Source organism: Anaerocolumna jejuensis DSM 15929 (assembly GCF_900142215.1).
Taxonomy (GTDB): domain Bacteria; phylum Bacillota; class Clostridia; order Lachnospirales; family Lachnospiraceae; genus Anaerocolumna; species Anaerocolumna jejuensis.
Genome location: NZ_FRAC01000006.1, coordinates 379,681 through 403,983, shown reverse-complemented (window position 1 = coordinate 403,983; position 24,303 = coordinate 379,681). Strand labels below are relative to the sequence as shown.

Genomic DNA, 24,303 nt, shown 5'->3' with positions numbered 1-24,303 from the left:
AAAAAGAAAAGTATACATAATGACAGATGCCGGTCATAGTGGTATACTGGTAAAATCTTCATGAAAGGGGGAGATTACTTGTCTGCCAACGGTGTCATCATTGGAGCTGCAGTGTTTTTTATCATTGGAATCTACCATCCAATTGTTATAAAAGCGGAATATTATTTTGGTACAAAAATATGGCCTCTATTCCTGGTGTTCGGAATAGCCGGAATATGTGCGTCTCTTTTCCTTGCTTCGCATATTTTCTCAGCCCTTTGTGCTGTCTGGGGTTTTTCATCCCTTTGGGCAATCAGGGAATTGTTCGAACAAAAAACAAGAGTGGAGAAAGGCTGGTTTCCTAAAAACCCAAAAAGACAGTAAGAAGCTAGTGTGAAAATTAAAAACCAATTTTCACACAAAAGATTGCGCCTGGGAAATCCTCGGCCGAATCTTGCGGCGCATTGGGAAGGCATGGGAGCTAGTGCTTATTATACCAATCAATTTGTCCTGCCTCTAAAGCCTCCTGAAAGGAAGAGGTTTTGGGGGCAGTTCCTCCGTAAAGGACATACCAGCTGGCAGGATAGAGAATGGCAGGATTTTTTTCGGCCTTATCTGCTGCAACAGCAGAAGCTTCACCCTCCCTGACTTTTCTGGCCACAATAATGGTTCTGTAATTGTCCAGTTCATAGGAACAGGTGGAAAGGGTAATAATCTGGTCCTCTTCCTTCATATCCACAGGGATATTGTAAATGGAGCGGATTCGAAGCTGGTAGATGTATTCTAGAAAATCCGCATCATTATCAAACCGTGCCCGGGTGAAGTTAAAGAAGTCATCATTAATATTGGCATCCGCAATAAAGATAGAGATTATTTTCCATTGGCCCTTATGATACAGGGTATCAAAGGTAATAACAGGGTGCTTTCTGTAATAGTCAATATCATTGTATTTTATCAGATAATGGAACATATTATCCGTCGACTTCATGTTATGGCCGTAAATTACCATATTCTTCGTATTTTCTTCCACAGAGGAATTTACATCCAGAAATATACTGCCTGCCTTGTCCGTTTTACGGTCTATATTTTTGTGCAGGTAATATTCCGGATCATCTTTCCCGGACTGCAGCACCGGATAATCAATATTGGTGCCGTCAATTGTTATCCAGCCCTTTACATCCTGGTTAACGGACAAAAGTGCGGAAAATTCCTTTAACCTTCCCTTGCTGTCATAAAGGCTTTCCTTTTCCGCAGAGGGAGAAATAGCTGCCGGTTCTTTTGGCTCTTTTTCTTTGGCAGTTTTATTTTCCGGCTGCTGTTCCTGGGGCAGGTCCTCTTTTGAGGAGTCATATAGATCTCTGGCCTCAGTGACAGCCTTTTGGGACAGATAGGGACGAAGGACCATATCATATCCCAAATAAACAGCACAAACAAGAAAAACACAAAGAGAAGCCAGTCTTATGATTTGTATGATTTTATGTTTATTTTTATTTTTCATGGAAACCTCTTGTTGTTGGAAATATCAATAGGAAAATACTGTTTCTGGCAGCCTGGGGCTGCCAAAAGGCTTAATTGGATAAGCCGTGTTACTATTATACTATACTTTTCTATGCAAGGAAATATTTATTACCGGCTTTTGTCCTGATATTGAAAAATTTAGTAGTAATTTAAACTGATTAGTGCTATAATAATTGGAAGCAGTTTTTTTCTGCAATACATGCCAGAGATCGTATCCGAGACTTCTGAAAAGTGCATCGGTATTTATATGCTTGCGGTGAGTTTTTCAGTAGTTTCGGCATCTTTGGCAAATCTTTGAATAGAAGGAGTAAAATTCATGTACAAAAGTTTTTCCATGGAGCTTGCCGGAAGAACCCTGACCGTTGATGTAGGCAGAGTGGCAGCTCAGGCAAATGGTGCAGCATTTATGCACTATGGTGATACGGTCGTTTTATCAACCGCAACAGCATCTGATAAACCCAGAGAGGGAATCGACTTTTTCCCATTAAGTGTTGAATATGAAGAGAAATTATATGCAGTAGGTAAAATTCCCGGCGGATTTATCAAAAGGGAAGGTAAAGCCTCTGAAAATGCCATTCTAACCTCACGTGTCATTGACAGGCCCATGAGACCTCTTTTTCCGAAGGATTACAGAAACGATGTAACCCTTAATAATCTTGTAATGTGTGTGGACCAGGACTGCAGCCCTGAGATTACCGCTATGCTTGGTTCCGCTATCGCAACTGCAATATCCGATATACCCTTTGACGGACCGACAGCCTCTGCCATGGTTGGTATGGTAGACGGAGAGCTGGTATTTAATCCTACCAGTGCACAGAGAGAAAAATCTACTTTAAGCTTAACCGTAGCTTCTACAAAAGAGAAGGTCATCATGATTGAAGCCGGCGCTTATGAATTACCGGAAGATAAGATGATAGAAGCTATCTTTGCTGCTCATGAGTTAAACCAGAAGGTCATAGCTTTTATTGAGACTATCGTAGCAGAATGCGGTAAACCGAAGCATGATTATATTAAATGCGATACTCCTGAGGAGCTTTATGCGGATATGGTTGCTTTCGTTACTCCTGAAGCGATGGAAGAGGCTGTATTTACAGATGTGAAGCAGGTAAGGGAAGAAAATATCCGTGCTATTACCGATAAGCTTACCGAACGTTACCAGGAAACTCATCCGGAATGGGTTCCTTTGCTTGGAGAAGCAATTTATAAATTTGAAAAGAAAACTGTCCGTAAGATGATTTTAAAGGATCATAAGCGTCCAGATGGCCGTGAAATTACCCAGATAAGACATCTTGCAGCTGAAGTCGATATCCTGCCCAGAACTCATGGTTCTGCCATGTTTACCAGAGGGCAGACACAGGTTCTTACCATAACTACTCTGGGTGCTCTTGCAGAAATCCAGAAGCTGGACGGAATTGATGAAAATGAGAAGACAAAGCGCTATATGCATCACTATAATTTCCCTTCCTATTCAGTTGGTGAAACAAAACCCTCCAGAGGACCCGGAAGAAGAGAAATTGGTCATGGTGCCTTGGCAGAGAGAGCTTTAGTACCGGTACTTCCTTCTGAGGAAGAATTCCCTTATGCTATCCGTACCGTATCTGAAGTATTGGAATCCAACGGTTCCACTTCACAGGGAAGTATTTGTGCCTCCACCCTGTCCCTTATGGCTGCCGGTGTGCCCATTAAGAGCATGGTTGCAGGTATTTCAGTTGGTCTGGTTACCGGTGAAACAGATGATGATTATATTATCCTTACGGATATCCAGGGTCTTGAAGATTTCTTCGGCGATATGGACTTTAAGGTGGCAGGAACTCACAAGGGTATAACCGCTATCCAGATGGATATTAAGATTCATGGCCTTACCAGAGAAATCATTGAGAAGGCTATCAGACGTACAAAAGAAGCAAGGACCTATATTCTGGATGATATTATGGCTCCCTGCATCAGCAGTCCCCGCCCTGAAGTTGGACCTTACTCTCCTAAGATTGTTCAGATAAAGATTGACCCTACTAAGATTGGTGATGTAGTTGGACAGAGAGGAAAGACCATCAATGCCATCATTGAACTGACAGGCGTGAAGATTGATATTACCGATGACGGAGCAGTATCCGTATGCGGTGTTGATTCCGACAGTATCCAGAAGGCAATTAAGCTGATACAGACAATTGTTACAGACTTTGAAGAAGGACAGATCTTTGAAGGAAAGGTTGTAAGTATCAAGGAATTCGGAGCTTTCCTGGAATTTGCTCCTGGCAAGGAAGGTATGGTTCATATCTCTAAGATTTCCAAGGAAAGAATCGATAAAGTAGAAGATGTTCTTGCTCTTGGGGATATCGTAAAGGTTGTATGCCTTGGAAAAGATAAGATGGGCAGAATCAGCTTTAGTATTAAGGATGTTAAATAATAGTGGCTTTTGATATGCCATGTTTATAAAAACATTAGCTTATTATACCCTTTTACAGGGTATGTTATAGAGAACAAAACAGAAGCAGGATTTTGTCAAATCCTGCTTCTGTTTTTCTTTTTTTGTCAATACTGCAATATTATTATAATGTAAAGAAATTACAAAAGAAAAATAACTACATTTCACAAACATTAAAAAAGCGTCCCAAAAGAACTTGACACCGTATTGGAGCATGTGTAAAATACAAGAAATATTGAATGTGCAGATAAAAATAGATAGAAAGAAAATAAAAATGAAATATAAAAGTATTTGTAAGAAAGAACAGATAAAATGCACAGATAAAATAAACAAGCAAGTATGAACAGCCAAGAGCAGTATAATCAATTATAAACAAGTAAATAAAAGACAAAGCGGTCTGAGGCAATTATGCACTTAGGCCTTTTTTTATTTCAGAAATTGGCCTTTAAAATAAAAAACAGGCATTTATGCAGACAATTACTTCTGCATTTGCATACAAAGCTTTTCAAGAGCTATTGTTTGATTAAGAAAGGAGATTTTTATGAGGAAAATGAAAAAGCCGCTATTGTTAACTTTGATTATGCTGGTGATGCTGGCAGCTGGCTGCCAGGTCAAGGAGAAAAATTCAGATCAGGCGTCGGCTGTGACACCGGAAGCAACAGCTGCTGCCACGACGGAAGCGACGGAAACGGACACACCTACGCCGGAACCCACAAAAGAAGTTCAAAAGACAGAAATTTTAATTGCCGCGGCAGCCAGTCTTCAAAATGCCCTGGAAGAAATTAAACCCTTATATGAAGGGGCAAATCCCGGTGTGACCCTGACCTTTACCTTTGGTGCCTCCGGTTCCTTGCAGGAGCAGATTGAACAAGGGGCTCCGGTTGATGTCTTTATGTCGGCGGCGTTAAAGCAGATGAGCAAGCTGGAGGGAGAGGGGCTGATATTAGACGGAAGCAAAAAGGAACTGCTGGAGAATAAGGTGGTTTTAATTGTGCCAAATGACAGCAAGCTTGCTATTACGAGCTTTGAAGATATTACAAAGGCAAAGATGATTGGGCTTGGTGATCCTGCCAGCGTTCCGGTAGGACAGTATGCCGAGGAAGTATTCACTTCCCTTGGAAATCTGGAGGAAGTAAAGAAAAAAGCCACCTATGGAAAGGATGTAACAGAAGTTCTGACCTGGGTCGCAACGGGCAATGTAGATGCCGGGGTTGTCTATGCTACGGATGCAAAATCCTCTAAGGATGTCAAAGTCGTTGCGGAAGCACCGGAGGGAAGTGTATCCAAGGCTATCTATCCTGCCGCAGTAGTTAAGGCTTCCAAGATACCCGATGCAGCTAAGGCATTTGTTGATTACCTGGCTACGGATGAAGCAATGAAAATATTTGAGAATTACGGTTTTATTGCCAATAAGTAATAAAGAAGGAGTTATGAAATGGATTGGTCCCCGCTTTTCGTATCGATGAAAACCGCAGTACTTGCAACTGTTATAACCTTTTTCTTAGGCATCTGTGCCGCGCATCAGGTATTAAAGCTTAAGGGTAAGCTGGGATGGGTAATGGACGGCCTTCTCACACTTCCTCTCGTACTGCCGCCGACCGTTGCAGGCTTCTTTCTTTTGCTGCTGTTTGGAAAGAGAGGGCCTCTTGGTAAATTGCTGGGGCTATTTTCCATACAGATAGTATTCACCTGGCCGGCTACGGTTATTGCTGCCGTTGTGATTGCCTTTCCTCTCATGTACCGTTCGGCAAAAGCGGCTTTTGAGCAGACAGACGAGAACCTGGTTTATGCCGGCAGGACTTTAGGGCTGTCGGAGAGCAGGATTTTCTGGAGCATTCGTATGCCCCTGGCCTTTCCGGGTATTGTATCCGGTGGGATACTTGCATTTGCAAGGGCTCTCGGAGAATTTGGAGCAACCTTAATGATTGCGGGGAATATTAAGGGAGTAACGCAGACCGTACCGGTCGCTATCTATTCCGCAACCCAGGGGAATAAAATGGACCAGGCTATGCTATGGGTTGTGATAATTGTCGTAATATCTTTTTTAGGGGTATTCATTATGAACTACCTGCCATACCGGAAGCGGTACGGTAAGAAGGAGAGCGGAGCATGAGTCTTTTAGTTGATATCACAAAACAGTTCAAGGACTTTTCGTTAAATGTCAGCCTTGCAACAAATGGGGGAAGACTGGGACTTCTGGGAGCTTCCGGCTGCGGCAAGAGCATGACCTTAAAGTGCATAGCGGGCATTGAGAAACCGGACAGGGGGAGAATCCTTCTAAATGACAGGGTTTTATATGATTCGGAAAAACGAATCAATGTCATTCCGCAAAAGAGAAAGGTGGGTTATCTTTTTCAGAATTACGCCCTCTTTCCCAACATGAGCGTTTCCCAAAATATCGGAATCGGACTGAAGGGGAGCTACAAGGAAAAGCTTCCGAAGATAAATGAGATGCTATCCATGTTCCATCTGTCAGGCCTTGAAGACCGTTATCCGGCCCAACTGTCGGGAGGACAGCAGCAAAGAGTGGCACTGGCCAGAATTCTTGCCTATGAACCAGATGTGCTGATGCTGGATGAACCTTTTTCCGCACTGGATTCTTATCTGAAGGAAAGCTTATTGGAGGAGTTACTAGAAACTTTAAAAGGCTACCCGGGAGATATTATCATAGTATCCCACAGCCGTGATGAGATTTACAGTTTGTGTGAAAGGCTTGTTATTATAGACAAAGGCAATCTGGTTATGGCTGGGGATACTGGGGAAATATTTCGAAAGCCGGGAAAACTGGCTGCCGCAAAGCTTACCGGATGTAAGAACCTATCACCGGCGAAAGTGTTGGATGATTATACCCTGGTGGCAACGGATTGGGGACTTAAGCTCCGGGTAAAAGAAAGAATGAAGGGGAATATTCAGTATATAGGAATCCGGGCCCATGATATCAGACCGGCAGAGAAACCGGAGGAAGTAAACAGCTTCCCGTTAAAGGATTACCGTATGATAGACAGCCCCTTTGAAAAAAATATATTAGGCAGGTGCGGACAGGGAGAAATATGGTGGAAGGTAAGCAACGAAAAATGGAAGGAATTAGTAAGTACCGCGCCGCCGTCTTACCTGTGTCTTCCGCCGGAAGCACTGATAGTACTGGAATAGAAATATTCCGGTACTATTTTTTTCTTGCCAAACAGGTATATAGGGATTATAATAAAAGAACAAATGTTCGCTGAATGAGGATGACAACTATGAAATGAATATCTCCAAAAAATGGGTTTATTTGGGGTTTGATACGGAAGTGAAGGGAGAAGGTATGAAGGAATATTATCTAACCAGAAAAGAAGCAAGAAGATTTCTATTAAAAAAGCAGGGACTCCTTGGTGACTACCGCTTTCATGGCAAGGAAGGCGTGGTATCCTATATTGAACAGGCAGGCTGTATCCAGTTTGACCCTGTGGATGTATGCGGTAAGAATCCGGAGCTGGTTCTGCAATCCAGAATAGAAGGCTTTCGCAAGGAAATGCTTTATAAGCTCTTATATGAAGAACGGGTGCTGATTGATTATTTTGATAAGAACCTATCCATATTTCTGACAGAGGATTTCCGGTATTTTGAAAGAACCAGAAAACGTATGAAAGAAAATGTATGGTTCCAGAAAGAAGTGGAGGAAATCATTCCGGAAATCCTGAAAAAAATGAAGGAAAGCGGGCCCGTCTGCTCGAAGGATGTTAAAACAGGAGATTCTGTCTCCTGGTATTGGGGTATGAATACCAGTTTAGCAAGAATTGCCCTGGAAAATCTGTATTTTGCAGGAGAGCTTATTATTCATCATAAAAAGGGTTCCAATAAATACTATGCACCGGCAAAGGAGTATCTGGGAAAGGAATATAGAAGGAAGGACCCCTTAAAAGAAGATTATGAGCATTTGAAGTGGAGGGTATTAAGGAGAATTTCCGGTGTAGGGCTTCTTTGGAACAGGCCTTCTGATGCCTGGCTCGGAATAAAGGATTTAAAAGCAGGCACCAGGGACAGGATTTTTGGTGAGTTATTGGAAAAAGGAAAGATAGCTAAGCTTATAGTGGAGGATTTTAATGACCCGCTTTATTGTCTGAAAGGGGATTTGAAATATCTGGGCAGTGAGGAGGAATATAATACGGAGAGGACAGAACTGCTGGCACCCCTTGACAATATGCTTTGGGACAGAAAATTAATAAATAAGCTTTTCGATTTTGACTATAAATGGGAGATTTATACACCAGAGGATAAACGGAAATATGGCTATTATGTACTTCCTGTTTTATCGGGAGATGAAATAATTGGGAGGGGCGAATTCGTATTAAATAGAAAGAATAAAATTTTAGAGGTCAGGAAGCTATGGACAGAAGAAGGAAGGACATGGGATAAGTACCAGGAAGCCATACAGGGGGCTGTTCTTCGGTTTGCAGAATTCAACGAAGCCGGGGAAGTCAGTTACAATAAGGATTTTGTACAAATTTAATGTGAATCAATTTACAAAATAACTAAAATAATTACAAATAATGTATATTTTAGATTCCTTGGATATTTCACTGTTGTATAATAACGGTAATGATGATACAATTGATTTTATTGATTATCAGAAAGGTTGAATTAAATGGTAAATACCAGGAAATTATCCAATGGAATAACAGTCGTATTTGAACCAATGCCGTATCTTAGAAGTGCAGCCCTGGGAATATGGGTCAAGGTAGGCTCTTCCAATGAAAATGCTAAGAATAACGGAATTTCACATATAATAGAGCATATGCTCTTTAAAGGAACCAAGACAAGAACCGCAAAGCAGATTGCAGATGAGATGGCAAGAATCGGCGGGGATATCAATGCCTATACCAGCAAGGAATGTACTTCCTTTTATGCAGTGACACTGGACGAGCATCTGCCGATAGCAATCGGAATATTAGGCGATATGTTTAATAACTCTCTCTTTGAAGAAAAATCCTTCCAGAAGGAAAAGGGTGTTATAATAGAAGAAATAGATATGTATGATGATTCCCCTGAGGATTTGGTGCATGAAATGCTACAGATGAAGGTGTGGGACAAGCATCCTTTAGGCTTTCAGATTTCAGGGTCCAAGGAAACTGTCCGGAACACTACCAGGGACGAAGTACTTGATTATATGACGAAGCACTATGTAAGTGATAATATGGTAATATCGGTCGCCGGGAACTTTAAAGAAAATGAGATTATGGAGCTGCTGGAAGAGAACTTTGGAAAGGTTCCGTCAGGTGAAAAAATAGAAGCAGCCGTTGCACCTTCCTATGTCCCGACTATTTATGTAAAGGAAAAGGATGTAGAGCAGCTTCATTTGAATATAGCTTATGAGTCCATAATATCCGACGGAGAAGAGAAGTATATTCTTACGGTTTTGAATTCTGTTTTTGGGGGAAGCATAAACTCCAGACTGTTTCAGGAAATACGTGAAAATCTGGGATTGACCTATACCATTTATTCTTATGGAAGCTCCTATTCCAGAGCAGGACTGTTTCATATATACGGAGCGATGAATCCCTCCCAGTTAAGACCTGTTGTGGATAATATCTTTCAGATTATTGAGGATATAAAAGAGAACGGTATAACAGAGGAAGAACTTTCAATGTGCAAGGAGCAGATAAAAACAGAGCTTATTATGGGGGATGAAACAGCCAAGAACCGAATGAACAGTAATGGTAAGGCAATGCTGTTCAGAGGATATATCATACCCCTTGAAGAAATTATAGAAAAGGTAAACAGTGTAACGAAAGAAGAAGTGAAGCAATTTGCACTTAAATACTTAAACAAAGAAAAGGTCAGCATTTCACTGGTAGGTAACCTGGAGGGTGTTGACAGGGAGGGCTTGCTGCTATAACCCTTGGGAATTTAACGTTATTCTTTCATAGTAAGGAATGTAACGATATTACGAATATTAAGGAAAGCTTTCATATTTTGAAATAAACTTAAGGAACAGGACACAGAAAATTTAATATAATGAATTAGAATATTATGTTTCAGGGCATTACGGCTTATTAAGCCCGTAATGCCCTGGGTTTCCTGGAAAAGAAAAGGGAGGGTATACCGTGCAAATAGACATAAGCAGTTTTCACGGACCATGTAATTGCGGCAGAACCCATGAGATATTTGTGAAGGATATACTGATTGAAGAAAATGCGTTAAAGAAACTTCCCGAAAAATTAGAGAACATCTATAAGGGACCGAATTCAGGAATTGCAGTTATCTGTGATACCAATACATATCAAGCGGCAGGAAAGGCCATAGAAATACTGCTGCCTGGCTGTGAATTAATTATACTTCCGGCAAGCGGCCTCAGAGCAGATAACAGCGGAGTGGCACTGGCTGAAAAGGGCCTGATGTCTTCCGGCAATATAAAGCTGATCATAGCAGCAGGCTCCGGTACTATTCATGATATCTGCAGGTATCTGGCGACAGAGCATGGTATTCCCTTTGTATCCGTACCTACTGCTGCCAGTACGGACGGATGTGCTGCCATAATTTCCACACTGGTCTGGGATGGCTTGAAGAAATCCATCCCGGGTGTTTCTCCTATGCTGGTAATTACAGATACCCTCATTATTGCAAAAGCTCCCTACAGGCTTACGGCTTCCGGTATATCCAATATGCTTGGAAAATATACGGCACTTACAGATTGGGAAATATCCCATATGGTAACGGGTGAGTATATCTGCCACCGGGTCTGTGAAATGGAAATGTCAGCGTTAAAGGAAGTATGCCTTTGCCTCAACGAATTAAAGGGGAACATAAAGGAAAAGAATACTCTGAATGCTTATGAACAGTTAATGTATGCGCTTTTATTATCGGGTATTGCCATGCAGATGGTTGGCAGCACAAGGATAGCCTCCGGTGCCGAGGACCACATTTCAAACCTGTGGGAAATGGAGGTTATTAACGGCCCCCTGGATGCTTATCACGGTGAAAAGGTTTCAATCGGTCTTATGATAGCAGTCCATACCTATCACAAAGTAAAAAATGCCATAAAAAACGGAATCTGTAAGGTCATACCATATAAGGGCATGGAATATGAGATAATAAAAGAAACCTTTGGTAAGAAAGGCTTATATAAGGAGATTATAGAAGAGAATACACCGGACCCTCTGGCTTTGGTAGATGAAGATAAGTTAAACAGCCAGCTTCCTTCAATTGCCGGAGTTTTAGAGAAACTGCCCTCCGAATCAGATTTATTACAGCTCTTGGCAGCTGCCGGCTGTAAAAATAAGCTCAGGGATATTAATCTGGATGAAGGTCTGATACCGCCTACGATACGGCTGGCTCCTTATGTACGAAGCCGGCTGACGTTTTTAAGGCTTACGAAGCTTTTTAAAATTAAAAATGAAACTTAACCGAGATAATATATAAAAGATATACATAAAGATACAAAAAAGATAACACTTAAAAGATACACATAAAAAATAACATATAAAAAGGTAACAAATAAAAGGTAACACAAAAAGGTAACACATAAAAGGTAACACATAAAAGGTAACACATAAAAGGTAACACATAAAAGGTAACACATAAAAGGTAACACATAAAAGGTAACACATAAAAAAGATTAACCGTCCAAAAAAACGGTTAATCTTTTTTATGTCATTGACTTATGATATTTTACCTAGGAATGGGGAATATTAAAAATTATCGTAATAAGAAAAGAATATAAAGAATATGGTGCGAAAATTATAAATAAGTTCCACCTTTTATTTAGGAAGTACCACAAGCAGGCTGGCAGTAAGTATGGGTATTAATTTTTTGTTTATTCAAACAGCACCCCATGTAAACTTGCGGAATGCATGGTATTAATATGAAGATAGATGTGAGGAGATGTCATGGGTAAGAACGATACCAAGATAGAGAAGGAAAAGGAAGAAAAAGAAAAGGTAGAATTAGATGACGGTAAAATAAGAGAATTCGGACAGACGACCCTGGTGAATGAGGAGAGAAAGTCCAAGATACACCTGCTTTCCATAATTGGGGAAATCGAAGGGCATGAATGCCTGCCCCAGCATAACAAGACGACAAAATATGAACATGTGCTGCCCCAGCTTGCAGCGATTGAAGACAGCTCGGATATTGACGGATTACTGATTTTGATTAATACGGTCGGAGGAGATGTGGAGGCAGGACTTGCCATTGCCGAAATGATAGCATCCTTAAGCAAGCCCACGGTTTCCCTCGTATTGGGAGGGAGCCACTCTATCGGAGTTCCTCTTGCAGTTTCCGCAAAATACAGCTATATTGTCCCTACTGCGACTATGATTATTCATCCTGTACGGATGAATGGCACGGTGATAGGAGTTTCACAGACCTATGATTACTTTGAAAAAATACAGGATAGGATATTGACTTTTGTAGCCAACCATTCAAAAATTGACAAAGAAAAGCTAAAAAGCCTTATGCACAATACCAGCCAGCTTGCCAAGGATGTAGGCTCAATACTGGTGGGCCCTGAAACGGTAGAGGAGGGCATTATTGACGAGGTGGGAGGAATTAAGGAAGCTCTGAATAAATTATATGAAATGGCAGGAAGGGGTGAGAAGGAATGCTGTACACCGTAACTCCCCTGGATAGAATCTACACAGATAGAACGGAATCTCTTATTAAGTCGAAAAGGACAGAGGAAAAGTCGACAGATGTAGAACAAAGCAGCTTTGATGTGGAACATGGCAAAATATATACAAGAAAAGAGGGAGAAGGCTATATCATCGAAGGTATACAATCCACCGATATGCAGGATTATCTCAACCCTGTTTACTCCCCGGGAAATAATTTTCCTTGCAACTAAGGTTTTTTAAGGGTATAATATTCTATGAAAATCTCCTGAAAAATATGGAAAGTCCCAGTTGAGACTTTTAATATTCTTTCAGGAGAATGGTGTAGAATGGCTGTCAAAGGATCAGGAAAAGCCAGCAGCAGGCAGCTGCAGTTATTCCGGGTCTATTTTTAAGTTTAGGGAGGGTTTGTTTTGGCTGCCGTAAAAGAGAAGAATAAAAGTTCTGCCAGAAAAAGGACAAGCAGTACCGGCAAGACGAGTAGTACCGGTAGGAAAAGCAATGGCAGAAAGAGTGTACATAAAGGAAAAAGAAAAGATCCTGTAAAGGATATGTACAGGGATGAGATAATATTGGTAGCAAGCCTTGTTATATCACTCCTTTTGATACTTAGTAATTTTAATTTAAGCGGTAAGGTTGGAAACTGGATCAATGGCTTTACTTTTGGCATGTTTGGTTTCCTTGCTTATTTGCTGCCGTTTTTTCTGTTTTTCTCCGTGGCTTTTGGAGTTGCCAACAGGGGAAGCTGGGCAGCCCACGTAAAAATAATTTCGGCAGTGCTCATGAGTGCCGTTCTGGCTGCTATTATACAGCTGTTTAATGGAGGGTATGCGAAAGGGGTAAAGCTTACGGATATTTACCAGGAATCTTCAAAGGGGAGGAGCGGAGGAGGCTTTATCGGAGGCTTGCTTTTGAGCCTGCTTTCCCCATTGTTTGGAACAGCGGGAAGCTATGTTGTTCTATGTGGAATAATGATTGTTCTTATCGTAGTCTTTACAGGTAAATCCCTCCTTAAGCCTTTGGGTAAAAAAAGTGAGGAAGCGCTCCAGCAGATGAAGGAAATGAAGCGCCTGAGACTGGAAGAAGCGGAACAGGAAGTTCCGGAAGAAGAGGCAATGGTACCAAAGAGAAAGGCAAGAATAATTTCCTTCCCGAAGAATGAGAAAGAATCCACGGAAGGTGAGAATATAGCAGAAGAAGCAAAAACAGATGAGATTCCTCCCATGAAAAAAGGAAAGTCCGCAAGAAAGAAAAAAGAAGCGGAAAATAAAGCAGCTGTGGAGATGCAGGAGATAATTCCGGTAACAGAGGAAGAGATTCCCATACAGCAGGCAGACATGGGCTTTATCCTTCATGAAGAGGCAAAGGCAGAAGAACCCGCCTTTATGGAAGCAGATAATATTCCGGATACAGCTTCAGCAGACAGCTTTACGGAGGAAGGGTTTTTTAACAGCTATGCAGAGGAAGAGGAAGAAGAAAAACCGGATAGCCCTATTGAGTTACAGCAGGAGCCTGAGGAAGCCTTTCCAGAAGCAGAACAGCCGGTGGAACCCCAAAGGGAGCCTGCGGTGAAGGATAAAGCAGGGGAAGCAGAAGAGGATTTAACCGGTCTTTCCGATGAAATGAGCCGTAACCAGCAGGTGCCGGTGAAGGAATATGTATTTCCGCCTTTGGATTTACTGGCTAAGCCCAAAGGGAATGCCAGGGGAATTTCTGAAAGAGATCTGAAGGAAACAGCTATGAAGCTCCAAAAGACCCTGGAAAGCTTTGGAGTCGGTGTTTCGGTTACCAATGTCAGTTGTGGCCCTTCGGTTACCAGGTATGAGCTCCTTCCGGAGCAGGGAGTTAAGGTTAGCAGAATCACCGGCCTTGCCGATGACATCAAGCTGAATCTGGCTGCTGCTGATATCCGTATTGAAGCCCCTATCCCCGGCAAGGCTGCCGTGGGAATTGAAGTACCCAATAAAGACAATTCCATGGTACTTTTCCGTGAGTTAATAGACAGCAGGGAATTTAAGGAGCATTCTTCTGACATTGCATTTGCTGTTGGAAAAGATATCGGAGGACAGATTGTTGTTACGGATATCGCTAAAATGCCCCACCTGTTAATTGCAGGAGCCACCGGTTCTGGTAAATCTGTTTGTATTAATACCTTGATTATGAGTATTTTATATAAAGCCAATCCTTCCGACGTGAAGATGATCATGGTGGATCCCAAGGTTGTAGAGCTTAGTGTTTATAATGGAATACCACATCTTCTGATACCTGTGGTCACGGACCCCAAGAAGGCATCGGCAGCTCTTAACTGGGCGGTCATGGAAATGACAGAGAGGTATAAGAAATTTGCTGATTTAGGCGTAAGGGATGTAAAGGGTTATAATGAAAAGGTTGCAACGGTGGCGGAATACCAGGATGAAAGATACCAGAAGCTTCCCCAGATTGTAATTATCGTAGACGAGCTTGCAGACCTTATGATGGTGGCACCGGGAGAAGTGGAGGACGCTATCTGCCGTCTGGCACAGATGGCCCGTGCAGCAGGACTTCATCTTATTATAGCCACCCAGAGGCCATCCGTTAATGTTATAACCGGTCTGATAAAGGCGAATATTCCTTCCAGAATTGCTTTCTCCGTATCCTCTGCCATTGATTCCAGGACTATCATTGATGGATCCGGGGCGGAAAAGCTTCTCGGTAAGGGAGATATGTTATTCTTCCCTTCCGGCTATCCAAAGCCCATTCGTGTACAGGGAGCATTTATATCGGATAAAGAAGTCAGCGGGGTCGTTAAATTCCTGTCAGAGACCAACAGCGGTGCCGAATACAATGAAGAGGTAGCCGGCAAAATTGCCAATGCCCAGATAACAGACAGTGCGGGGGCAGCCGGCGGCACTGAAAGAGATGATTATTTTGTGGAGGCCGGTAAATTCATTATAGATAAGGATAAGGCATCCATTGGAATGCTGCAAAGAGTATATAAGATCGGTTTCAACAGAGCTGCCAGAATTATGGACCAGCTGGCCGAAGCCGGTGTGGTGGGACCCGAGGAAGGAACCAAGCCAAGAAAGATATTAATGTCTTTGGAGGAATTTGAAGAGTATGTCGACGAATATTTATAAAGCACCTGTGAAGGGATTCCTGGTTACCAATTCCTATCTTGTAAACTCTAAGTTTTCTGTTATACATCAGTGGTTTCTGGAGAGCGCAAAAAAGCTTTCCATAGACCTTAAGGGTTTTACGAATTCCCAGATACCGATATATCTTCCCGGCAGAAGAGAAGCTGCCCCAGAAGAAATAAGCAGAAGGAAGGACAGCAGGACCGGGGAGGCAGACTTTGTCCTCTTTTGGGATAAGGATATCAGGCTTGCCAGATTTTTGGAGGATATGGGCTACAGGCTGTATAATTCCTCACAGGCCATTGCCTTAAGCGACGATAAGAGCCTTACCCATCTGGCGCTCAGTAAAGCCGGTATACCGATGCCGGAAACTTATGTTGCCCCAATGACCTTTGATAATATCGGGTATACAAATCTGGATTTTTTGGATGAGGTAGAGGAGGTTATCGGCTATCCCTGTGTGGTTAAGGAATGCTTTGGCTCTTTTGGGCAGCAGGTGTATCTTGCAAGGTCCAGGGAGGAGCTTACGGCGATTACGCTAAGCATAGGCAGCAAGCCCATGCTGTTTCAGGAATTTATCGAGAGCAGCACCGGGAGGGATGTAAGGCTTCAGGTAGTGGGAGATGAGGTTATTGCTTCCATGTACCGCTATTCTGATAACGGAGACTTTCGAGCGAACATAACGGCAGGGGGAAAGATGAAGCCCTATGAGCCTGCAAAAGAGCAGATTGACCTTGCACTTTTATGCTGCAGGACACTGGGACTTGATTTTGCAGGGGTCGATATCCTGTTTGGACGGGATGGGGAGCCCCTTGTCTGCGAAGTGAATTCCAACGCCCATTTTAAGAATATTTATGATTGTACAGGAGTAAATGCAGCGGATGCCATCTTGGAGCATGTTCTTAGACAGGTTAAGCATTAATTTATTTCTGATTATTTCTTTATAAAATCATCAAAGTTTCAAAAGAGTATGGATTAAAGGAGCAGAAAATGACTGGCTGGTTAATCTATGGAGAAAAGGATGCCATAAAGAATAAGGGCTATATTGAATTCTATGAAACAGAGGGAAAAGCCATAGGAATCCGCATTGAGCTGATTTTTCGTGAATATCTTGAAATCGGTGTTGAAAATAACCAATGGTTTTTAAGATATAAGGGAAAAGAATGTCAAAAGCCGGATTTTGCCATTGTTCGGACAATATTTCCCCTTTTAAGCAGACAATTGGAATGTCTTTCGATTCCTGTTTTTAACTCTGCCGAGGTCTCCCGTATTTGCAATGATAAGGCCCTTACCTATCAGGAAGTGGCAGCCCTGGGTATTCCGATAGTTAATACTACCTTTGTAGAAAATGCTATGGTAATGGAAAAATACCAGAGGATTATGGAACCGACAGTGATAAAAACAGTTGACGGCCATGGAGGCAGCCAGGTATTTCTGGCACTTCCAAAAGCAACGCCTAAGAATAAGGACATTTATGAAGATTTACGAAGGGTGGAGTCAGCAAGAGAGGAGATTCTTAGAGGTATTGCTTCTTCGGACTGTGTAATGCAGCCTTTGATAACAGGCAGGCATCAGGATTTAAGGGTATATGTAATTGGAAGAGATATCGTGGCGGCCATTCTAAGAACCTCAAAGGAAGGTTTTCGTGCCAACTATTCACTGGGAGGAGAAATCAGGACCTATGAGCTTTCAGAAAAGGAAAACAGAGTGGTAAAAAAGATTATTCAGCATTTTTCCTTTGGAATGGTCGGTATTGATTTTCTCATCGGGGAAGATGGGGAGCTTATTTTTAATGAAATAGAGGATGTTGTTGGGGCCAGAATGCTATACCAGTGTACCGATATCAATTTGGTAAAGGAATACCTGGAGTTTATCTGCGGCAAGTGTTTGAAGGAGCAACAGCCGTGATAAGTATTGACAGAAAATCTTTGACAAATAAAAAATTTCATGGTAGTATAGTGTGAATTATTGAGAAGCATAAATCACACAACAGATGCAGCATGCAATGGGAGCTAATAAAAATTAAGAAGTTGAGTTGTTTACCAGTTAACTCAAAATAAATATATGAGGAATATGTGCAGAAGTGAGGTTAATTATGAATTCTTTTAAGCCTTCATTCTTGAATAGGGACGATGATAGGCAGCGCTTGTAGCTATGGATGTGCCATAGGTATAAGCGCTTGTTTGGCTTGTACCTATGGAGGCTGGATTCTTATATAGATAGAAAACAATTGCCACCCGGGTATTTTTATAAAATATCCGGGTGGTTTTTTGTTTAAGGGGGTGATACCATGCAGCATACAGATTATGCTGGAAGCGATTTGACAGAGGTATTTCAAAAGGAAGTTCTCGATGGGTGATAGGAATATCCAGGTAAAATTCTTGAAAAAATAAAAATTGACAGGAACGTAAAACAGGAGGTTACTTATGAATAGTATATTTGGTAAAGTCAATGAAATGATTGAGGAAAAAGAATTAAAAGAAAAAATCGGAAGTGTTGCAAGCTTTACAGGCTCTGTTTATAAAATCAGAAAGATGAGCGGATTTTCCTTTGTAATACTGCGCACTGCCAGAAATCTCATCCAATGCGTATTAGACACGGGCAAAGAAACCTATGAAGAGCTTTGTGAAAATGCCAGTGTTAGAATAAAGGGAATGGTCCGAAGAGAAGAACGAGCGCGTGCCGGCTTTGAAATTGATATACGGGAGATTGAAATTCTTTCCCTTCCGGCAGCAGAACCACCGGTGGTTATTAACAATAAGGAAGTAAAGGCTTCTCTTGAGACAAAGCTGGATTACCGTCCGGTAACTCTTAGAAACCAAAAAGAGAGAGCCGTATTTAAGATTCAGGAAGGAATCCTGGCAGGTGCAAGAAAATTTCTTATGGAACAGAAATTTACGGAAATACACAGTCCGAAAATTGTTTTTGCCGGTGTAGAAGGCGGAGCAAATATGTTTAACCTGGAGTACTTTGGAAAGGAAGCCTATCTTTCCCAAAGTCCCCAGGCCTTTAAGCAGATGATGGTGGCAGTATTTGACAGGGTTTTTGAAATAGGTGCGGTGTACCGGGCTGAGAAGCATGATACGGCAAGGCATTTGAATGAATATATAGGACTTGATCTGGAGATGGGGTATATCAGCAGCTTTTACGAGATTATGGAGACGGAAACGGCGATGCTTCAGGCAGTTATGGCGTACCTTTCGGAGAATTATAAAGAAGAGCTGGAATTACTCGAGGTCAATCTTCCTGTTATAGAGAGCATACCCTCCATATCCTTTCAGGAAGCAAAGGAATGGATACAAAAGGAATTTAAGAGAAATACAGCGGATGCCTATGATTTTGAGCCGGAGGAGGAGAGGCTGCTATGCCAGCTGGTAAAGGAAAAAACCGGCTGTGAATTTGTATTTGTGACTCATTATCCTACGGCAAAGAGGCCATTTTATGCCATGGAGGAGGAAGGGGAAAGAAACGTTACCAAGAGCTTTGACCTGCTTTTCAGAGGAATTGAGGTTACAACAGGAGGACAGCGTATTCATGATTATCATGCTCAGATAGAGAAGATGAAGGAAAGAGGAATGAATCCGGAGGCCTTTGAAAGCTATCTGATGCTGCATAAATACGGGATTGCACCTCACGGAGGTCTTGGAATGGGAGTGGAGCGCTTTACTATGAGTCTTCTAGGGAGAAGCAATGTAAGAGAAGCAGCCCTTTTCCCAAGGGATATGAACCGTCTGGTACCGTAAGATTTCTTTATGAGTTACATGCAAAAGGAAGAATTATAAAATATAAATCATAAATAAATAGAATCCTGTATGGAAGAGAAATATATAAGCTGAATGAAGTTTTTAACTTCTTTCAGATATAGAAATGCCATATATTCTGGTCTTTTTACAATTGAAAGAGAAGTATTAAAATTCAGATTATATAGATTTCTTTTATACAGGATTCGTATATAAACTTCTTTTTTGAAAGATTTTATATATAGCTATTTTTATATGTTTGTATTAAAGCTTTATATCAAGTTGACATGTTGGTTACCGAAGTACGGTAATTCACCTTCAATTGAATATTGAAAGAGACAACATTGTATTTAATAAATTTATTAAAGCCTCTTAACAGATTCTTTGTATTTCGGCATGCTTACAGAGGTTAGAAGAGTGAGCAGCTCAGAGGGGGCGTCTATTACGGCATCAGCACCTTCCTTTTCCAGAAAAGTCCTGCCGCGAAAGCCCCAGGAAACACCAATACAGGGAAGTCCTGCATTATGGGCGGTATGCACGTCCACATCGGAATCTCCTACAAATACAGTCTGGCTTTTGACAGAGCCTAACTCTTCCAGGGCAGAATATACACAATCAGGAGCTGGTTTTGTAGGGACACCTGTCCGGTTACCCACAGCAACCGTTACATCGTCAGAGAAATAGAGACGGCATAAATCCTTTACGGCGCTGTCATATTTATTGGAAATCACACCTACTTTAAAGCCCTTGGCTTTCAAAGCTTTTAATAATGGCAGAATGCCTTCGTAGGGTCTAGTTTTTTCATTTACATGGCTGGAATAATACTCTTTGTTATACATCAGGCAGGTATTGGTAAGCTCCTCAGAAGTACCGGCAGGCACGGCGCGCTTTATCAGCATGATAACACCATTTCCTACGAATTGCCGCACTTCCTCCAGGGATCTTTCCGGAAAGTTCATCTTTCTTAAGGCATGGTTAACACCGGCGGCAATATCCTCTAAGGTATTTAGCAGGGTTCCGTCCAAGTCAAATAAAACTGTGTCTATCATTTGTATTCCTCCTTAGTTAGATATAAAAAATATTATAACCCTTATTAAAGTATTGGTCAAAATAAAAATATTAATAAAAGGATACCGGAATTATAATGAATGAAACTCTTTTATTTCCGGCTGAATTTGGTATATAATAGATACAAAAGCTAACAGGAGGCAGTGAAAAGATGTTAACGGATATAGAAATTGCTCAAAAGGCATCTCTTAAGCATATAAGAGAGGTTGCCGAAAAACTTGAAATTGAAGAAGATGACCTGGATTATTACGGAAAATATAAGGCCAAGCTATCGGATGAATTATGGAATAAGATTAAGGATAATAAGAATGGCAGGCTGATACTGGTAACAGCTATTAACCCTACTCCGGCAGGGGAAGGAAAGACAACAACAACGGTTGGTCTTGGAGAAGCTCTGGCCCTGCGAAATAAGAAAGCAGTAATTGCTTTAAGAGAACCTTCCCTTGGGCCCTGCTTTGGTGTGAAGGGAGGAGCTTCCGGCGGCGGGTATGCCCAGGTAGTTCCCATGGAGGATTTGAATCTTCATTTCACCGGGGATTTTCACGCTATTACCTCAGCCAATAATCTACTTGCTGCCATACTGGACAACCATATTCATCAGGGCAACCAGTTAAATATTGATACCAATCAGATTGTATGGAAAAGATGTCTTGATATGAATGACCGTGCGCTGCGTAATATCGTAGTGGGTCTTGGCAGGAAGGTGGACGGAGTGGTAAGAGAGGACCATTTTATCATTACCGTTGCCTCGGAGATTATGGCTATTCTCTGCCTTGCCGACGATATGGAGGACTTAAAGGCAAGACTGTCCAGAATAATCGTTGCCTATACCTATGACGGCAAGCCGGTTACAGCCAAGGAATTAAATGCAGTAGGCTCTATGGCGGCACTTCTTAAGGATGCAATTAAGCCGAATCTGATACAGACCCTTGAGAATACCCCTGCTATCGTCCATGGCGGACCCTTTGCCAATATTGCCCACGGCTGCAACAGCGTAAGAGCGACCCAGACAGCTTTAAAATTAGCGGATATTGTTGTGACGGAAGCCGGCTTCGGTGCTGATTTGGGAGCTGAAAAATTCTTTGATATCAAGTGCGTAAGTGCGGGACTGAAGCCGGATGGTGTTGTTCTGGTAGCTACAGTACGTGCCTTAAAATACAATGGCGGTGTGGAAAAGAAGAACCTTGGACAGTCTGACCTTGCAGCCTTAAAAAAGGGTATTGTAAACCTGGAAAAGCATATAGAAAATCTGAAGAATTATAATGTGCCTGTAGTAGTAACCTTAAACCGCTTCTCAACGGATACGGAAGAAGAGCTTCAATTTGTAAAGGAATTCTGCGAAGAGAGGGGCTGTGATTTCGCAATTTCCGAGGTTTGGGAAAAAGGCGGCGAAGGCGGACTTGCTCTGGCAGATAAGGTAATAGAGATGCTGGAGACAAAGAAAAGTAACTTTACACCTCTTTATCCCCTTTCATTTTCTCTGAAGGAAAAAATAGAGACAGTTGCCAAGCGTATTTACGGAGCGGACTCCGTTACCTATGATCCGCAAGCGGAAAAGATGCTTAAGAAAATAGAAGAGATGGGCTACGGCGAAGTTCCTGTCTGTATGGCAAAGAACCAGTACTCCCTGTCCGATGACCCGACAAAGCTTGGAAGGCCGGAGGGATTCTCCATTCATATCAGGGAGGTTTATTTATCAGCCGGAGCTGGCTTTGTTGTGGCTATTACCGGTACTGTTGTGACAATGCCTGGCCTTCCCCTGGTACCTGCGGCAGAGCAGATAGATGTGGATAAGGACGGTTTTATTACCGGATTATTCTAGTTCATAAGAGGAAAATTCAGGAATAGTGAAATAATTATATCAGACATCAGATTTCTAAATTTAAAAGCTTATATCAAAAAGAGGCTGTAGGTTACCAGCCTCTTTTTCGCATTGACAGCATTTATTGCTATTAATGCTGCCCATTAATTGGAATATTTTTTGGCCATAAAATAAGTATACACAACGGAAACTATAAGGTCGATACCAAGTAGAACCATTGTAATTAGAAAGCTTTCCATATTATGAAAGAAGAACACATTTCCTATCACCATTAGAATTCCAAGAATTATAAAGGATGCTCCACCGAATTTCTGGGATTTTTTCCAGGTGGTCTCATTTTTCATACTCCAGCTTGTTCTCAGGCCGATTATACTGTTCAGCTTTAACTTCGGCATATAATTTCCTATAATAATGAAGGTTATCCCAAGTACTGTAAAGAGGAGGCTGAATAAATCTACCGGTACCTGCGTAAGGTTGGTAATCTTATGAAAGTCAACATATAAAAAATACAGGCAAAGTATATTAAATACTAAAAGTGTGCAGAGACCGGTTATAACGGAGATCTGTTCATTATTATTATTTCTTTGGGTTTCTTTCTTACTTGACTCTTTTCCCATAGTCAGAAGAAAATAGCCAAAGAGGATGGTTAGAACAGGAAGCAGCAGGGTCTCATATTTACTTCCATAGCGGTCCGCCTTATCCCCGCTGAAGTGAGCAGGTATCAAGTCAGGTAAAAAGATCAGGCTAATAAGAGTAATGACAAGCGGAAGGAACATCAAACAATAATACAGCTTTTTAAATTTATTCATAAATTTACTCCTCCTTTAAATCGGAAAACCAAAGGATTATTTCATCCAGTATGGTAGCATCCAATTCATAATAAATAAAATTTTTGTATCTGCTTTCGTATAGAAGGCCTGCCTCCTTCAGCTTTTTTAAATGATAGGATAGAGCAGCCGGAGAAAGGCCAAGCCTTGCAGAGATATCTCCGGCAGAAAGCTTTTCCTTTTTTAAAAGCTTTAGGATATCCCTTCTTACCGGGTCGGAAAGAGCAGCAAATATTTCATGTATACCCAAGTAGACGCCTCCTCTTGCTGAATCTATTTAAAATTATCTTTAAATACATTGTATAATAATATATTTCAGTTGTCAGTAACTATTTAAAAAATATTTTAAATAGTAAATAGTATTTATGGAAATTATTGAAACAAATTCAGGATTATGATATTAATTGAGATGTTTCCGCGTATATTTAATTAATGGTACCATTATAATTGAAAGGAATAATAGGAGGACTGGCATGCAGTTTGTAAAACTAGACTTTGAATATTCTGATGATGTTACGGTTATTAACAAGGAACAGTTTGATGTACATATGCGGTTATATGAAGGATACATTAATAAGATGAATGAAATTGATGCACTTTTAAAGGCTAATACCGGGGTAAAGGAAGCCAATGCAACTTACAGCGAATTCAGAGGAATTAAGCGGGGGGAAACCTATGCCTTAAACGGAGTGATTCTCCATGAGCTATATTTTGAAAATATAGGCTCAACCAATAATACACCCAGTCCTCAGATCAGCCAGATACTTTCCAGGGATTACGGAAGCTTTGATAATTGGAAAGCTCATTTTGTAGCAACTGCCCTGGCCAGCAGAGGATGGGCTATTCTGTGCTATGATCCAAGGTCGGATACGTTCCGGAATGACAGCCTGGATACCCATGATGACGGATATATGGCAATGTCCATACCACTGTTGGTTCTGGATATGTACGAACATGCCTATTTTCTGCAATATGCTGACAACAAGGCTGAATATATCAGCCGCTTTATGGATAATATCGACTGGCAGGTAGTAGGAGACAGAATGGAATTATTGCAGTAGAAAAAGGTGGAAATAAAAGAAAAATTCTGTTATAATAGGAAATAGATGGGGATATAAGCCCTGAGATTGGCTTAGCCTTTAACCGGTGCAGGATGGCTGACCGGAAGTTTCCTAGAATCCAAAGTGGTGGTTCAAGGGAAGAAATGAGCTATCACTCTGGATTGA

The 24,303-nt window shown here is 41.5% G+C and carries 20 protein-coding genes; 16 read left to right on the top strand and 4 right to left on the bottom strand.

Translation table 11 applies throughout. The features are described from left to right. Positions 1–78: 78 nt before the first annotated feature. Positions 79–363, top strand: coding sequence for a DUF4491 family protein (locus BUB77_RS01815; RefSeq protein WP_084123866.1), 285 nt, complete (start codon positions 79–81; stop codon positions 361–363). Between the two features lie 97 nt (positions 364–460). Here the strand turns inward: BUB77_RS01815 and srtB are convergent, their stop codons facing one another. Continuing rightward, the gene (gene srtB / locus BUB77_RS01810; RefSeq protein WP_073272348.1) at positions 461–1,477 is read right to left on the bottom strand and encodes a class B sortase; all 1,017 of its coding nucleotides are present in this window, start codon (positions 1,475–1,477) and stop codon (positions 461–463) included. 336 nt (positions 1,478–1,813) lie between these two features. Between srtB and BUB77_RS01805 the strand changes: the two genes are divergently transcribed. The 13 genes from BUB77_RS01805 (at position 1,814) to aspS (ending at position 19,363) form a co-directional block, all read left to right on the top strand. Then, positions 1,814–3,901, top strand: coding sequence for a polyribonucleotide nucleotidyltransferase (locus BUB77_RS01805; protein WP_073272346.1), 2,088 nt, complete (start codon positions 1,814–1,816; stop codon positions 3,899–3,901). A gap of 568 nt (positions 3,902–4,469) precedes the next feature. Further along, positions 4,470–5,336, top strand: coding sequence for a molybdate ABC transporter substrate-binding protein (modA, locus tag BUB77_RS01800; RefSeq protein ID WP_073272967.1), 867 nt, complete (start codon positions 4,470–4,472; stop codon positions 5,334–5,336). Positions 5,337–5,354: 18 nt separating this feature from the next. Beyond that, positions 5,355–6,032, top strand: a complete 678-nt coding sequence (gene modB / locus BUB77_RS01795) for a molybdate ABC transporter permease subunit (protein WP_073272344.1) — start codon at positions 5,355–5,357, stop codon at positions 6,030–6,032. Continuing rightward, positions 6,029–7,069 (top strand): sulfate/molybdate ABC transporter ATP-binding protein, encoded by a 1,041-nt coding sequence (locus BUB77_RS01790; protein ID WP_073272342.1) that lies wholly within the window; start codon positions 6,029–6,031, stop codon positions 7,067–7,069. The genes modB and BUB77_RS01790 overlap by 4 nt, the downstream gene beginning before the upstream one ends. 94 nt (positions 7,070–7,163) lie before the next feature. Next, positions 7,164–8,408: a winged helix-turn-helix domain-containing protein gene (locus BUB77_RS01785; RefSeq protein ID WP_242962329.1), complete on the top strand. Its 1,245-nt coding sequence runs from the start codon at positions 7,164–7,166 to the stop codon at positions 8,406–8,408. Positions 8,409–8,543: 135 nt separating this feature from the next. Further along, positions 8,544–9,794, top strand: coding sequence for a M16 family metallopeptidase (locus BUB77_RS01780; RefSeq protein ID WP_073272340.1), 1,251 nt, complete (start codon positions 8,544–8,546; stop codon positions 9,792–9,794). 208 nt (positions 9,795–10,002) lie between these two features. Continuing rightward, the gene (locus BUB77_RS01775) at positions 10,003–11,301 is read left to right on the top strand and encodes a sn-glycerol-1-phosphate dehydrogenase (protein ID WP_073272339.1); all 1,299 of its coding nucleotides are present in this window, start codon (positions 10,003–10,005) and stop codon (positions 11,299–11,301) included. A gap of 483 nt (positions 11,302–11,784) precedes the next feature. After that, a complete protein-coding gene (locus tag BUB77_RS01770) occupies positions 11,785–12,513 on the top strand; it encodes a ClpP family protease (protein ID WP_073272337.1) in 729 nt (242 codons plus the stop codon). Beyond that, on the top strand, positions 12,498–12,740 hold the full coding sequence (locus tag BUB77_RS01765; protein ID WP_073272335.1) for a YlzJ-like family protein: 243 nt from the start codon (positions 12,498–12,500) through the stop codon (positions 12,738–12,740). Before BUB77_RS01770 ends, BUB77_RS01765 begins: the two co-directional genes overlap by 16 nt. Before the next feature lie 180 nt (positions 12,741–12,920). Further along, positions 12,921–15,623 carry an FtsK/SpoIIIE family DNA translocase gene (locus BUB77_RS01760; RefSeq protein ID WP_073272333.1) on the top strand — a complete coding sequence of 901 codons (2,703 nt, stop codon included), beginning with the start codon at positions 12,921–12,923 and terminating at the stop codon, positions 15,621–15,623. Further along, the gene (locus BUB77_RS01755; protein ID WP_073272331.1) at positions 15,604–16,542 is read left to right on the top strand and encodes an ATP-grasp domain-containing protein; all 939 of its coding nucleotides are present in this window, start codon (positions 15,604–15,606) and stop codon (positions 16,540–16,542) included. Before BUB77_RS01760 ends, BUB77_RS01755 begins: the two co-directional genes overlap by 20 nt. A gap of 68 nt (positions 16,543–16,610) precedes the next feature. Beyond that, positions 16,611–17,528 carry an ATP-grasp domain-containing protein gene (locus BUB77_RS01750; RefSeq protein ID WP_073272329.1) on the top strand — a complete coding sequence of 306 codons (918 nt, stop codon included), beginning with the start codon at positions 16,611–16,613 and terminating at the stop codon, positions 17,526–17,528. 518 nt (positions 17,529–18,046) lie between these two features. Further along, positions 18,047–19,363 carry an aspartate--tRNA(Asn) ligase gene (gene aspS / locus BUB77_RS01745; RefSeq protein ID WP_073272327.1) on the top strand — a complete coding sequence of 439 codons (1,317 nt, stop codon included), beginning with the start codon at positions 18,047–18,049 and terminating at the stop codon, positions 19,361–19,363. Between the two features lie 359 nt (positions 19,364–19,722). On the opposite strand, the gene BUB77_RS01740 is transcribed toward aspS, so the two are convergent. Then, the gene (locus tag BUB77_RS01740; protein ID WP_073272326.1) at positions 19,723–20,409 is read right to left on the bottom strand and encodes an HAD family hydrolase; all 687 of its coding nucleotides are present in this window, start codon (positions 20,407–20,409) and stop codon (positions 19,723–19,725) included. A gap of 170 nt (positions 20,410–20,579) precedes the next feature. Here BUB77_RS01740 and BUB77_RS01735 point away from each other — a divergent pair, with 170 nt between their 5' ends. Continuing rightward, positions 20,580–22,250 (top strand): formate--tetrahydrofolate ligase, encoded by a 1,671-nt coding sequence (locus BUB77_RS01735; protein ID WP_073272324.1) that lies wholly within the window; start codon positions 20,580–20,582, stop codon positions 22,248–22,250. A 143-nt stretch (positions 22,251–22,393) separates the two neighbouring features. Here the strand turns inward: BUB77_RS01735 and BUB77_RS01730 are convergent, their stop codons facing one another. Then, the gene (locus BUB77_RS01730; RefSeq protein ID WP_073272322.1) at positions 22,394–23,059 is read right to left on the bottom strand and encodes an SdpI family protein; all 666 of its coding nucleotides are present in this window, start codon (positions 23,057–23,059) and stop codon (positions 22,394–22,396) included. 4 nt (positions 23,060–23,063) lie between these two features. Then, positions 23,064–23,327 (bottom strand): metalloregulator ArsR/SmtB family transcription factor, encoded by a 264-nt coding sequence (locus BUB77_RS01725; RefSeq protein WP_073272320.1) that lies wholly within the window; start codon positions 23,325–23,327, stop codon positions 23,064–23,066. A 223-nt stretch (positions 23,328–23,550) separates the two neighbouring features. On the opposite strand from BUB77_RS01725, the gene BUB77_RS01720 reads away from it, so the two are divergent. Continuing rightward, positions 23,551–24,138 carry a superoxide dismutase gene (locus tag BUB77_RS01720; protein ID WP_073272318.1) on the top strand — a complete coding sequence of 196 codons (588 nt, stop codon included), beginning with the start codon at positions 23,551–23,553 and terminating at the stop codon, positions 24,136–24,138. The last annotated feature ends 165 nt before the right edge of the window (positions 24,139–24,303 follow it).

Coding starts and splice junctions, on each gene's coding strand:
- srtB (WP_073272348.1), bottom strand. CDS start 1,477: ATGAAAAATAAAAATAAACATAAAATCATACAAATCATAAGACTGGCT.
- BUB77_RS01805 (WP_073272346.1), top strand. CDS start 1,814: ATGTACAAAAGTTTTTCCATGGAGCTTGCCGGAAGAACCCTGACCGTT.
- modA (WP_073272967.1), top strand. CDS start 4,470: ATGAAAAAGCCGCTATTGTTAACTTTGATTATGCTGGTGATGCTGGCA.
- modB (WP_073272344.1), top strand. CDS start 5,355: ATGGATTGGTCCCCGCTTTTCGTATCGATGAAAACCGCAGTACTTGCA.
- BUB77_RS01790 (WP_073272342.1), top strand. CDS start 6,029: ATGAGTCTTTTAGTTGATATCACAAAACAGTTCAAGGACTTTTCGTTA.
- BUB77_RS01785 (WP_242962329.1), top strand. CDS start 7,164: ATGAATATCTCCAAAAAATGGGTTTATTTGGGGTTTGATACGGAAGTG.
- BUB77_RS01780 (WP_073272340.1), top strand. CDS start 8,544: ATGGTAAATACCAGGAAATTATCCAATGGAATAACAGTCGTATTTGAA.
- BUB77_RS01770 (WP_073272337.1), top strand. CDS start 11,785: ATGGGTAAGAACGATACCAAGATAGAGAAGGAAAAGGAAGAAAAAGAA.
- BUB77_RS01765 (WP_073272335.1), top strand. CDS start 12,498: ATGCTGTACACCGTAACTCCCCTGGATAGAATCTACACAGATAGAACG.
- BUB77_RS01755 (WP_073272331.1), top strand. CDS start 15,604: ATGTCGACGAATATTTATAAAGCACCTGTGAAGGGATTCCTGGTTACC.
- BUB77_RS01750 (WP_073272329.1), top strand. CDS start 16,611: ATGACTGGCTGGTTAATCTATGGAGAAAAGGATGCCATAAAGAATAAG.
- aspS (WP_073272327.1), top strand. CDS start 18,047: ATGAATAGTATATTTGGTAAAGTCAATGAAATGATTGAGGAAAAAGAA.
- BUB77_RS01740 (WP_073272326.1), bottom strand. CDS start 20,409: ATGATAGACACAGTTTTATTTGACTTGGACGGAACCCTGCTAAATACC.
- BUB77_RS01735 (WP_073272324.1), top strand. CDS start 20,580: ATGTTAACGGATATAGAAATTGCTCAAAAGGCATCTCTTAAGCATATA.
- BUB77_RS01730 (WP_073272322.1), bottom strand. CDS start 23,059: ATGAATAAATTTAAAAAGCTGTATTATTGTTTGATGTTCCTTCCGCTT.
- BUB77_RS01720 (WP_073272318.1), top strand. CDS start 23,551: ATGCAGTTTGTAAAACTAGACTTTGAATATTCTGATGATGTTACGGTT.